General features: G+C 41.0%; 8 protein-coding genes. 3 read left to right on the top strand and 5 right to left on the bottom strand.

The window, feature by feature from the left end; genetic code table 11:
* Positions 1–103 precede the first annotated feature (103 nt).
* The 3 genes from metG (at position 104) to C9J42_RS03060 (ending at position 4,959) form a co-directional block, all read left to right on the top strand.
* A complete protein-coding gene (gene metG / locus C9J42_RS03070) occupies positions 104–2,149 on the top strand; it encodes a methionine--tRNA ligase (protein WP_107245905.1) in 2,046 nt (681 codons plus the stop codon).
* 452 nt (positions 2,150–2,601) lie between these two features.
* Positions 2,602–3,915 carry a dicarboxylate/amino acid:cation symporter gene (locus C9J42_RS03065; RefSeq protein ID WP_107206179.1) on the top strand — a complete coding sequence of 438 codons (1,314 nt, stop codon included), beginning with the start codon at positions 2,602–2,604 and terminating at the stop codon, positions 3,913–3,915.
* A 150-nt stretch (positions 3,916–4,065) separates the two neighbouring features.
* A complete protein-coding gene (locus tag C9J42_RS03060; protein WP_233217624.1) occupies positions 4,066–4,959 on the top strand; it encodes a hypothetical protein in 894 nt (297 codons plus the stop codon).
* 45 nt (positions 4,960–5,004) lie between these two features.
* Here C9J42_RS03060 and serS read toward each other — a convergent pair whose 3' ends face one another.
* The 5 genes from serS to lrp all read right to left on the bottom strand — a co-directional run bounded on the left by serS (position 5,005) and on the right by lrp (position 12,690).
* The gene (serS, locus tag C9J42_RS03055) at positions 5,005–6,312 is read right to left on the bottom strand and encodes a serine--tRNA ligase (RefSeq protein WP_107206177.1); all 1,308 of its coding nucleotides are present in this window, start codon (positions 6,310–6,312) and stop codon (positions 5,005–5,007) included.
* A gap of 128 nt (positions 6,313–6,440) precedes the next feature.
* Positions 6,441–7,796, bottom strand: a complete 1,356-nt coding sequence (locus C9J42_RS03050) for a replication-associated recombination protein A (RefSeq protein ID WP_279615362.1) — start codon at positions 7,794–7,796, stop codon at positions 6,441–6,443.
* 88 nt (positions 7,797–7,884) lie between these two features.
* The gene (lolA, locus tag C9J42_RS03045) at positions 7,885–8,502 is read right to left on the bottom strand and encodes an outer membrane lipoprotein chaperone LolA (RefSeq protein WP_107206176.1); all 618 of its coding nucleotides are present in this window, start codon (positions 8,500–8,502) and stop codon (positions 7,885–7,887) included.
* A gap of 98 nt (positions 8,503–8,600) precedes the next feature.
* Entirely contained in the window at positions 8,601–11,768 is a 3,168-nt protein-coding gene (locus tag C9J42_RS03040) for a DNA translocase FtsK 4TM domain-containing protein (protein ID WP_107301643.1), read from the bottom strand.
* A gap of 427 nt (positions 11,769–12,195) precedes the next feature.
* Positions 12,196–12,690, bottom strand: coding sequence for a leucine-responsive transcriptional regulator Lrp (gene lrp / locus C9J42_RS03035; protein WP_005368765.1), 495 nt, complete (start codon positions 12,688–12,690; stop codon positions 12,196–12,198).
* Positions 12,691–13,000 lie beyond the last annotated feature (310 nt).

Here is a 13,000-nt window from a genome sequence, read left to right as displayed (position 1 = left end):
GCTTTTAAGCAGATAAAACCGTATCTGATGCTAGGAATAACGACAACCATCAGGTAGTATTTACAGCTACGTTTTTTACCCATCATGAGCGAAATAAGTAATTATGGCTGCCAATCCAAGAAAAATTCTGGTTACCTGTGCCCTACCGTATGCTAACGGTTCTATCCACTTAGGTCACATGCTTGAGCATGTACAAGCGGATATTTGGGTTCGCTATCAGCGCCTACGCGGCAACGAAGTTCATTTCATTTGTGCCGACGATGCACACGGAACTCCAATCATGCTTAAGGCCCAGCAGATGGGTATGGAACCTGAGCAAATGATTGCCGAAGTGAGCAAAGAGCACCAAGCTGATTTTGCTGGCTTTGATATTGATTTTAGCAACTACCACAGCACACACTCACCAGAAAACCGTGAGTTAGCATCTTTTGTATATACCCAGCTAAAAGACAATGGCTTTATTACTAGCCGTACTATTTCTCAGCTTTTTGATCCTGAGAAAGAAATGTTCCTCCCTGATCGTTTCGTAAAAGGTACATGCCCTAAGTGTAAAGCCGAAGACCAATACGGTGACAACTGCGATAACTGTGGTGAAACATACAGCCCAACAGATTTAATCAATCCAAAGTCAGCCGTTTCTGGTGCTACACCAGTCATGAAAGATTCTGAGCACTTCTTCTTCGACCTGCCTCAATTTGAAAGCATGTTAAAAGAATGGACTAAATCTGGTGCTCTTCAAGAAGAAACCTCGAACAAGATGCAAGAGTGGTTCGAGTCAGGACTGCAACAGTGGGATATTTCTCGTGACGCTCCTTACTTCGGCTTTGAAATTCCAGGTGAGACCGGCAAATACTTCTATGTATGGCTGGACGCACCAATTGGCTACATGGGTTCATTTAAAAATCTATGTGACAAGCGCGACGATCTAAACTTCGATGAGTTCTGGAATAAAGATAGCTCAACAGAACTATACCACTTCATCGGTAAAGACATTGTTTACTTCCACAGCCTATTCTGGCCTGCGATGCTAGATGGTGCAGGGTTCCGTAAACCAAACAATGTATTCGTACACGGCTACGTAACAGTAAACGGTGCGAAAATGTCTAAGTCTAAAGGCACGTTCATCAAAGCCGGCACTTACCTAAAACACCTAGATCCAGAATGTCTACGCTACTATTACGCTGCCAAACTAAACAGCCGTATTGATGATCTGGATTTAAATCTAGAAGACTTCACACAGCGTGTTAACAGTGATGTAGTAAACAAGATTGTTAACCTTGCATCTCGTAATGCAGGCTTCATCGCTAAACGTTTCGATGGCAAGTTATCTGATAATTTCGTTGAACCTGAGCTATATGCAGAATTCGTTGAAGCCGCTGATCGTATCGGTGAACTATACGAAAGCCGTGAATACGGTCGTGCAATTCGTGAAATCACAGCACTTGCTGATAAAGCAAACCAATATGTTGATGAAAAAGCACCTTGGGTTGTTGCGAAACAAGAAGGTAAAGACCAAGAGTTACAAGAAATTTGTACTGTGGGTATCAACCTATTCCGCGTGCTAATGGCTTATCTGAAGCCCGTCATGCCAAAACTGACTGAGCGTAGTGAAGCATTCCTAAACGAAACACTAACTTGGGAAACAATTGCCAAGCCGCTAACAGCTCACGAAGTAACGAAGTTTAAAGCTCTATTTAATCGTATCGATCCTGCACACGTTGCAGCAATGGTTGAATCATCGAAAGAAGAAGCTGCAGCAGATAAAGCCGCAGCTGAAGCCGCTGCAAAGCCAGCAAGCCCTTTAGCTGATGAACCAATTGAAGCTGAAATCGAATTTGACGATTTTGCTAAAGTTGATATGCGTATCGCTAAGATTGTATCTTGTGAAGAAGTACCAAAGGCAAACAAACTGCTTAAATTCCAATTAGATATTGGCGGTGAAATGCGCCAAGTATTCTCTGGTATTAAGTCAGCTTACACACCAGAAGAGTTAGTGGGCAAAATGACTGTTATGGTAGCTAACCTGAAGCCTCGCAAAATGAAGTTCGGCATGTCTGAAGGCATGATCCTAGCAGCGGGCCCTGGTGGTAAAGATCTTTGGATCCTAGAGCCACATGAGGGTGCACAGCCAGGTATGCGTGTAATGTAATTTACACCTCACCTATATATAGAAGGGCACTGTATGTGCCCTTTTTTATTGTCGCCGCCCCCATCACCATTGGATATAAACTCATATTTTTAGAATAAAAATTCAAACAAGAGCCAATAAAACATTTTAATTTTATAAAATAAATATTAGTGAAATAGCTTAATCCTCTGAAGTAGTACTATTTTCTTACAGAATGAGAGTAAACAACGCCCACTAGGTAGAGTTATATATAAGATAAAAGCGTGACCAACCCGATATAAAAACCACTCAAATGTTAAAATATAGTTAATATTACCCTTATTTAACTTTAAATAAATATAAAAAACGTGACTCAAGCCATATAGTTAATATTTGATCGTATTTTTGCTTTGGTTGAAACATTGAAGTGCTGATAGTCTCTTTGTGGCTCTGATATATAGATGGACAGAGTGAATAATTATAAGGAAAATTCAATGTCAACGACAAAGAAAAAAATGTCCCTCACCTCCCGAGTGATCCTCGGTATGGTACTGGGTATTCTAACAGGATTTTTAATTCGCACCTTTTTAGCTGATATCTCTTTTATCCACGAATACATCGTTAACGGTTTGTTTGATGTAGGTGGCAAAATTTTCATTGCCAGCTTAAAGATGCTTGTAGTACCTCTTGTCTTTGTATCACTGGTTTGTGGTACTAGCTCATTAAAAGATATTGCAACATTAGGCCGCCTTGGTGGTAAAACAGTCTTGTTCTATCTTGCAACAACTGCCATTGCTATTACCCTAGCGCTTTTCCTTGCTAATGTTTTCCAACCAGGCGCTGGTGCAGATTTAAGCGCAGCAACAACATTTGCCGCAAAAGAAGCACCAACGCTAGGTAGCGTTATTGTCGGTATGTTCCCAACTAACCCAATAAGCTCTATGGCAAATGGTAATACTCTGCAAATTATTGTCTTTGCCGTATTATTCGGTATCGCAATTAGCGCTGCGGGTAAACCAGGTGAACGTATTGCTGAAGTTTTCAAAGATCTTAATGAAGTGATCATGAAGCTTGTAGCGTTGCTAATGAACATTGCACCATTCGGTGTGTTCTTCCTAATGGCTAAGCTATTTACAGGATTAGGTCTAGATGCAATCTTTAACCTAATTAACTACTTCTTAGTCCTTGTTGCAGCGCTACTTATCCACGGTTTAGTAACATACAGTGCGATGCTAAAGATCTTTACCGGTCTAAGCCCTATTACTTTCCTAAAGAAAATGGAAGATGCGGTGATGTTTGCTTTCTCAACGGCATCATCAAATGCAACGATTCCAGTTACCATGGAAACAGCAACCAAACGTCTTGGCGTAAATAATAAGATTGCTTCATTTACAGTACCGCTAGGTGCAACCATTAATATGGATGGCACGGCTATCATGCAAGGTGTCGCGACAGTATTTATTGCTCAAGCGTTCAACATTGACCTAAGCATGGGTGACTACATTGCCGTTATTGTAACTGCAACACTAGCCTCTATTGGTACTGCGGGTGTTCCTGGTGTCGGCTTGATCATGCTGGCCATGGTACTAAACCAAGTCGGTCTTCCGGTTGAAGGTATTGCAATCATCATGGGTGTTGACCGCCTACTTGATATGATCCGTACCGCTGTCAATATTACTGGTGACTCTGTAGTAACATGTATTGTTGCTAAGAGTGAAAACGAGATTGATATTGAACGCTTCAATGATCCTGCTGCTGCAGTTAAAGATGAAGAAGTTAAATTTCATCCTCTAAAGCAAAGCTCATAATTCGGTAATTCTCATTGTATAAGGCGCCTTTATGGCGCCTTTTTTATTTCACTATTTTGGTGCACTTGAACCAAGTTAGCTCACAAGACACCGTTACACCATATTTAACTTGTTGTTTTAATTAAAATATATTAACGGCATGACGATTGCTTGCTTACTAAAAGAATAAGAGTAATTAAAGGGCTATTTATGTGGTTGATCATAGCTGCCATTATTTCACTATTAACGATTGGATATATCACTTGGAAAACAAATAAAAATAACACCCAATTACAACTACAATTTGATCAAATAATGCAGCTCAGAGAACTGATACAATTCATTCGTTATCACCGCCGCTATTGCCATCAAAAAATTATAAGTAACAATATGGATAATAAGATCCATGAATCTGTTAAGCGTAAAAGGCATGCTTTAAAGCAAACACTCTCAATATTAATTTATCAAGCTGACACCAATCACAAACCGATGTTTCGGATATTGAGACAAGAAATACAGCGCTTATTTACAGATTGTCCTCACTACTCTTTACAGCGCAGCCAAGCCGTACATGGCAGAATTATTCGACACATTATGTATCTGATTGATGATGTTATTAGTTCTAGCTTGCTTACAGCCGAAAAAGACACCACTTTCGAACATTATCAAACCGCTTGGCCTATTACATTAAATTCACTGGATAGTTTAAATAGATTCCGCTGGACGATTGAACACTGTCCTTTAGAAAGCAAAAGCTATGCGCGCGAGTTAGAAATGCATGTAAAAATGATCCAACGAAGGCTTGGGCAGATATCGATGATAAGCCAACAGACGCCACCTGTTTGGCCTATTGAAAAGCTCCTACAAAAATTTCATGAAATACAATTTCATAACCAAGATAAAAATAAACTTAAAGAAGAGCTTTATCTTTATTCTATTCAGATCTCAGACACTATTTTCCAGTTCTTCGATCTTATTATCAATGATATTGCTGATGATCTTGCTATAACAGTTCCAAACATAACGACATGTGCCATTAATTTTGATCACAACAAGCAGACATAAAAAAACCCAGCACGATGGCTGGGTTTTCAAACGACAAATCAGTGATTAACCGATGTGAGTCATACCGTTCATGTACTTACGAAGTACTTCAGGGATCTCGATACGACCGTCAGCCTGCTGATTATTTTCTAAAATAGCAACCATTGTACGACCAACAGCAAGACCAGAACCGTTTAATGTGTGTAGAAGCTCAGGCTTCTTCTCACCTTTACGACGGAAACGTGCTTGCATACGACGAGCTTGGAAATCCCACATGTTAGAACAAGAAGAAATTTCACGGTACGTTTCTTGAGCAGGAACCCATACTTCAAGATCATAGGTTTTACATGAGCCAAAGCCCATATCGCCAGTACAAAGAACCACTTTACGGTATGGAAGCTCTAGAAGCTGTAGTACTTTCTCAGCGTGACCTGTTAACTCTTCTAGTGCAGCCATTGAATCTTCAGGTTTCGTAATTTGTACAAGCTCAACTTTATCGAACTGGTGCATACGAATAAGGCCACGAGTATCACGACCGTAAGAACCTGCTTCAGAACGGAAGCATGGTGTATGTGCCGTCATCTTAACAGGAAGATCCGCTTCATCAGTGATGGTATCACGCATCATGTTTGTTACAGGTACTTCAGCTGTTGGGATCAATGATAGAACGCGAGGTTCTTCATCATTTACTTTTTCAGTTAAAGGCTGTGTATGGAACAAGTCTTCACCGAACTTCGGAAGCTGACCTGTGCCAAATAAGCTATCTGCATTTACTAGGTACGGTACATACATTTCTGTGTAGCCGTGCTCTTCGGTATGAAGATCAAGCATAAACTGTGCAATTGCACGGTGTAAGCGCGCAAATTGACCTTTCATAACGATAAAGCGTGCGCCGGTAATTTTTACAGCACTCGCAAAATCAAGACCACCCGCCATTTCACCCAGATCTACGTGATCTTTCACATCGAAGTCATAAGCTTTTGGCTCACCCCAACGAGAAATTTCTACGTTTTCAGACTCGTCTTTACCAACAGGTACTGAATCATCTGGGATGTTTGGTACAGATTGTGTAATAACATCAAGCTCCGCTTGTAACTCAGCTAACGCTTTTTTCGCGTCATCAAGCTCAGAACCTAGGTTACCCACTTCAGCCATAATACGCTCGGCTTCTTCGTGATCACCTTTCGCTTTTGCCTGACCAATCGACTTCGATCGCGAGTTACGTTGAGCTTGAAGCTCTTCTGTCTTCACTTGAAGGGATTTACGCTTCTCTTCAAGGTTACGTAAAGTTTCTACATCAAGGTTAAAACCACGACGCGCGAGTTTTTCAGCTGTTTCATCCAGCTCTGTTCGAAGTAATTTAGAATCTAGCATGCTAATCCTGTGCTCTTAATATTCTGAAATGCACGTTATTTAGACGATTTTTATCAAAATAGTCTGTAATTAGGAAGGCAGTTCTCACATGGAACTGCCAGTCGTTTAACGATACCCAAAAAGCCTTATTATTGGTAGCGCTTTAACGGGCTTTTTGCATCTAATGAAGCAAGATAATCCAACTTTTCGGATATTTTCATTTCTAAACCACGGTTTGATGGTTGGTAATAAACCCGATCACGGATTTCACGCGGTAGATACACTTCACCTGCCGCATAAGCCCCTGCTTCATCATGGGCATAACGATATCCTTCACCATAACCTAATTCTTTCATTAACTTGGTCGGCGCATTACGTAAATGATGAGGGACTTCAAAATCGGGAAATTCGCGCGCATCAGCTTTGGCAAGATTAAACGCCACATAAACCGCATTACTTTTCGCCGCACAAGCTAAGTACACAATCGCTTGTGCTATGGCTCGCTCACCTTCATAAGCGCCAACACGGGTGTAACAGTCCCACGCAGAAACCGCGACTTGCATCGCACGAGGATCAGCATTACCAATATCTTCTGAAGCAATAGCTAATAGGCGACGAGCCACATATAGCGGATCACAGCCTGCTTGGAGCATACGTGCAAACCAATACAAAGCACCATCAGGATTAGAACCTCGAATTGATTTATGCACCGCTGAGATCATGTCGTACCAAAGATCACCTTTGTTATCAAAGCGCGCAACCTTTTCGCCTGTGACTTCCGCCAATAATTCGACCGTTATTTGCTTAATGCCTTCATCATCTTCTTCAGCCATATCAATAAGCTGCTCAAGATAATTTAAAGACATACGCGCGTCACCACGAACAAACTCAGCTAATTTTTCTTTAATATCATCCGCAAAGTGTAAATTCGTTTCAGTTACCCCTCGCTCTTTATCCGTTAATGCTTGTTCAATCACTTGCAAGATCTCATCATCCTCAAGTGACTTTAACTTATAAACTCGAGCGCGAGAGAGTAATGCATTATTAAGCTCAAACGATGGGTTTTCCGTCGTTGCACCAATAAATGTTACAGTACCGTCTTCAATATGCGGTAAAAACGCATCTTGCTGACTTTTATTAAAACGATGCACCTCATCAACAAATAAAATAGTGCGACGTCCCGCCATTTTATTGTCACGAGCCTTATCAATTGCAGCTCGAATATCTTTAATACCAGATGTTACAGCAGACACACGCTCTACTTCAGCGTTGGCATAATGTGCAGCGACTTCTGCTAATGTCGTTTTTCCTGTACCCGGTGGCCCCCACAAAATCATTGAATGTAGTTGCCCGCCTTCTAAGGCTCGACGTAAGGGTTTTCCTTGCCCCAAAATATGTTGCTGACCGATATATTCTTCTACTGTTCGAGGTCGCATTCTTGCGGCTAGCGGCCTGAAATCAGAAGAAAAATCAAGGCTGAAGTTATTCAAAATAACCACTCCCATAAACAGAAAAAGGTGGCTAACAGCCACCTATACAATTTAGATAAACAATACATACACGCTAACTCATAGCATCATATCGATTGTTTTTTCATTGACGTTGGTCATCCAGTTCTACCCCTTTCGGTGGCGTAAACTTAAATAAGTCTGCTGCTGGTGTAGTACGTGTAAATTTAGATAATGTGTAGTTACTGCGTTGCCCGTCACTCTCAACTACAGAGAAATTACGCACTTGACCATCTTTAGATACTGTCACGATAAACTCTTTCATCGAAGAGGTTTTATCTTTCGGCGTTAAGGTAAAAGTATCTACTAATTGCTTCACATTATAACGCGACCAGTCTTTTTCATTATTACGTGTTAACAAAACAAACGGTGTTTGTTCTGTGGCATCTTTTAGCCACATTGCCGTGACCTGTTCTACGAATGGGCTGTAATACCATACTGTTTTACCATCGGAGACTAACAAGCTTGCATCCGGTGTTTTAGTATCCCAACGGAATAAATTAGGGCGCTTAATGGATAAATCGCCAGTCCCATCAACCAATATTTCACCGTCAGGACTTATCACTTTCTGAGTAAAGTTAGCACTAAAGGCATTAACTTTATCAAGTCGGCTACTTAATGCTTGTTGTGGCGTAGCCCAAGCACTTGTTGTTGCAAGCATTGGAACGGCAACTAATATACTTAGCCATAACTTTTTCATCATATTCGCTTACCTCTATTAAAGTAAACCGCCGAACATACTATGCGCAGCGGTTTAAATTACGCTATAAATTTACTGACAGCAAGGTGTCGGTTTATTCATTAATCGTGGATCTGTACTGGCGCAGGTGCTAGTACTTCTCGGTTTGAATTGTGCCCCGGTGGACTAACAATGCCATGCGCTTCTAATTGCTCAACAATTCGCGCTGCGCGGTTATAACCAATTTTAAACCGGCGCTGAACACCCGATACTGATGCGCGACGCGTTTCAGTGACAAATGCAGCTACTTCATCAAACAGTTGATCGATATCATCATCACCACCAGTGGATGTTTCACCCGGCAATAGACTTTCTGAACCTTGGTCTGAGCTTAGAATACTATCTATATATTGTGGTTTACCACGCGCTTTCCAATCATTCACCACGTTATGTACATCATCATCCGATGCAAATGCACCGTGAACACGTGTTGTATGGCTTTGACCTGGTGGTAAGTACAGCATATCACCCATACCAAGCAAGGATTCTGCACCACCTTGATCAAGAATGGTACGTGAATCTGTTTTGGTCGATACCGTAAATGCCATACGCGTAGGAATATTTGCTTTAATTAAGCCGGTAATAACATCTACAGATGGGCGCTGAGTAGCAAGTACTAAGTGGATACCTGCCGCACGTGCCTTTTGAGCGAGACGCGCGATAAGCTCTTCAACTTTCTTACCAACAACCATCATCAAGTCAGCAAATTCATCGATGATAACCACAATACTCGGCATTTTTTCAAGTAATGGTGGGTATTCATCCATGGTATCGCCTGGCTGCCATAATGGATCATGAATAGGGAAACCCGCCGCTGCCGCTTCCTCTAACTTATCGTTGAAGCCCGCTAGGTTACGTACTCCACATTTCGCCATGAGCTTGTAACGACGTTCCATTTCCCCAACACACCAACGCAAAGCATTGCCGGCATCTTTCATGTCAGTTACGACTTCCGTTAATAGATGCGGTATACCTTCATAAATAGATAATTCCAACATCTTTGGATCGATCATAATAAAGCGACAATCTTCCGGCTTACACTTGTATAGTAAGCTCAAGATCATGACGTTTACACCAACTGATTTACCCGATCCCGTCGTACCCGCAACCAGTAAGTGAGGCATTTTACTTAGATCAGCCACAACAGCTTCACCAGCGATATCGCTACCTAAAACAATCGGTAATGGACCATCCATATTCTGAAAACGCTCACTGGCGACCACTTCAGACATGTATACCGTTTCTCGACCTTTGTTCGGCAGTTCTAAACCAATATATGGTTTACCCGGAATAGCCTCAACGACACGTACAGCCATCACAGACAACGCACGCGCTAAGTCTTTTGCTAAACCAGAGATGCGACTGACTTTCACACCTGGCGCTAAATCTAATTCAAAGCGGGTAATAACTGGCCCCGGATAAATCCCTTTCACCTGCGCTTTAATTTTATAATCAACTAACTTAGATTCAATTAACGCAGCTGTCGCTTGCAGCTCTTCTTCAGAAGCAGGCTCCACAGTGCGACGCGCTGGTTGCAATAAATCTAATGTCGGCATTGGTGACGTTGGCGCCGGAAGATCAACTTCTGTTTGCATTAAAAACGGATTATCTAATCCAGCCAAATGCGCTTGTTCTTTTTGTAAATCACGAATATTTTGTAAAAACGCTTCCTGATCGGCTTTTTCTTTTTGTTCTGGTGTTAACGCTACCGCTTCACCACGCTCTAGTTCAGACATACCATCTTGCACACCAATTTCAATATCACTTCCAGGAACTGGCTGTGATGTTGTTGGTTGTGGAGCGACAACTTGCGACGCTACTGGTGTTGTCTGTTGAACAGACATAGATTCTTCAGCTTGACTTAGTTCAGCGACATTCTGCTGTGAAGAATGATAAGCAGGAGCAGCAGTTACTGCTGATTCAGCCGCTTCAATTGCACTTTGCGTATACTCATCCACTGGAACAGTAAAATCTTCATTTTTATCCAGTTCACGTTCTAAATCCTCAATCGAAAGACCACGAGGCTGAGTAGCTGGCTGCTGAACTGTCTCTTGTTGCTGTTGAACAGGCTGACTTACCACAGGTTGTTGAACAGCAGCTTGCGGTTGTACCACTGGCTGACTTACAACAGGTTGTTGAACAGCTGCTTGTGGTTGTACCACTGGCTGACTTACAACAGGTTGTTGAACAGCAGTTTGCGGTTGTGCCACTGGCTGACTTACAACAGGTTGTTGAACAGCTGGTTGCGGTTGTACCGCGGGCTGACTTATCACAGATTGTTGAACAGCTGGTTGCGGTTGTGCCGCGGGCTGACTTACAACAGGTTGTTGAACAGCAGTTTGCGGTTGTACCACTGGCTGACTTACAACAGGTTGTTGAACAGCTGGTTGCGGTTGTGCCGCGGGCGGGCTGACAACAGGTTCACTCGTTTCTAACAACGGGTCACGTGTCACATCAGAATTCGGTCGAACAATCTTATAAGGTGAAGATTCGACTTCTTTTGCATTATTATCTAATGGTTCGTTATTAACATAAGATGATAATAACGGGTCATCTTCATCATCAACGTCACTTATGTGTGCCATGTAAGGCATTTCTGATTCATCAGGGATTTCGGTTGCAAAAGGTCGCATAACCTCATGTTTATCTGAGCGGAATTTATTTAAAAACCATGTTAACGAAGCAAGCGTCTTCTCACCTAATGTATCAACAATTGATATCCATGAAATACCCGAGAACAATGTAAAGCCAATAGCCCAAATAAACATTAATACTAATGTTGTACCAAGCACATTAAGCAATGGCATAGAGATGTTTGAAACAACATCTCCCACGACTCCACCCGATGAAAAGTACCAAATATCGTCAAAGTTTAAATCAGCAAGACCACAGCTAGTTAATAGCAATAAAATTAGACCTAAAAGACGAGTGCCGTAAACCATATAATCGTGAGATAAACTTTTTGAACGGCGACGAAATAAATAATAGCCAAGTAAGACTATTAAGGCAGGAAAAACATAGGCTAATGAACCAAAACTGAAGAAGAATGTATCAGCGACTAAAGCGCCAAACGCGCCAGCTTTATTCTGAACAACCCCTTCCCAAGCAGTTTGTGACCATGATGGATCTGCAGGGTTAAATGTTACCAATGCCACCATAATATAAATAGCAGCTAAAATACTGATGATTAAAAAACCTTCAACAATGCGTTGTGTACCTGACAAACGCATCTGGGACAGTTTTTTACCTTTAATTTTCCTCAAGGATAACTCCGATGTCTCTATAAAACTCAAAATTTTGCCAGAAATCTAAGACATTCATCGAATAATACTAATATCTATAGCCAAATGCGCTATAAAGTTTAGCTAAATATAAGAAATACAATGTCATTGTCTCAATGCCACTATTCTATACTAAATGCGTGCATTGTCTGTGTACCGAAAAAGCTTTTAGTGAAAAATTTTCTCTCGCCCCAGATAATAAGGTACAGATAGCTATTTTAGACGCCCAATAGATAAAAAAATTCATCACTATGTCAATTTGATTCACTTTTTGTCCAATTAACCACCACTATGAATAAATTAACATATCGTACAAACAAAACGAGCGGCTAAATAGCCGCTCGTTTATTTATTCTGCTTATACTCAGAAATACACTTATCGTGTTTTAATCACTAGATTATTTGACTGTTTAACTTCTTCCATTACAACGTACGTACGCGTGTCATTTACACCCGGTAGACGCAACAAGGTTTCACCAAGAAGCTTACGGTATGCTGACATATCAGATACACGTGTTTTTAATAAGTAGTCAAAATCACCAGAAACAAGATGACATTCTTGAATATCTTCAAGCTCTTGAACTGATTTATTGAACTGTTCAAATACATCTGGTGCACCGCGATTTAGTGTGATTTCTACAAACACTAATAATGAAGCATCAAGAAACTGTGGGTTAAGCAATGCAGTATAACCACTGATATAACCTTGACGCTCTAAACGACGTACACGCTCAAGACAAGGTGTTGGGGATAAACCAACACGCTTTGATAGCTCAACATTTGAAATTCTGCCGTCTTTTTGAAGTTCATTCAAAATATTACGGTCAATGCGATCCAATTCCTTGGATGGTTTCTTTTTGGTATCTACCATTTTTTATTCCACCTTCTTACTTCCTTGCAAAAAAATATACTACATTTTATCTATTTTTAGAATCAAATAAGCCAAAAGTCAAAATTAATGATCAATAATCACCTATAAATTGACATGTAACCTAGACAAATTGACTGCTTAACATTATTTTCATGGCAGTTTGAGCTTTATAATTCACTACCCGCTCATGTTCCTTGCACAATATTGCCAGCTACAGTCTTGCCGCATGCTAAAAATTGAATATTTATCACCCGCCTATCCTATAATTTCAGGTGCGCATCATTATGTAGTTATAGAAATTTTTACCAGA

The sequence above is a fragment of the Photobacterium sp. GB-56 genome (assembly GCF_003026105.1).
Classification (GTDB): domain Bacteria; phylum Pseudomonadota; class Gammaproteobacteria; order Enterobacterales; family Vibrionaceae; genus Photobacterium.
The sequence above is the reverse complement of the archived record's forward strand: the minus strand, read 5'-3'. Positions and strand labels throughout refer to the sequence as shown.

Bases quoted from the DNA above. Each gene is read 5' to 3' on its own strand.
- metG (WP_107245905.1), top strand. From the start codon at position 104: ATGGCTGCCAATCCAAGAAAAATTCTGGTTACCTGTGCCCTACCGTAT.
- C9J42_RS03065 (WP_107206179.1), top strand. From the start codon at position 2,602: ATGTCAACGACAAAGAAAAAAATGTCCCTCACCTCCCGAGTGATCCTC.
- serS (WP_107206177.1), bottom strand. From the start codon at position 6,312: ATGCTAGATTCTAAATTACTTCGAACAGAGCTGGATGAAACAGCTGAA.
- C9J42_RS03050 (WP_279615362.1), bottom strand. From the start codon at position 7,796: ATGGGAGTGGTTATTTTGAATAACTTCAGCCTTGATTTTTCTTCTGAT.
- lolA (WP_107206176.1), bottom strand. From the start codon at position 8,502: ATGATGAAAAAGTTATGGCTAAGTATATTAGTTGCCGTTCCAATGCTT.
- C9J42_RS03040 (WP_107301643.1), bottom strand. From the start codon at position 11,768: ATGCGTTTGTCAGGTACACAACGCATTGTTGAAGGTTTTTTAATCATC.
- lrp (WP_005368765.1), bottom strand. From the start codon at position 12,690: ATGGTAGATACCAAAAAGAAACCATCCAAGGAATTGGATCGCATTGAC.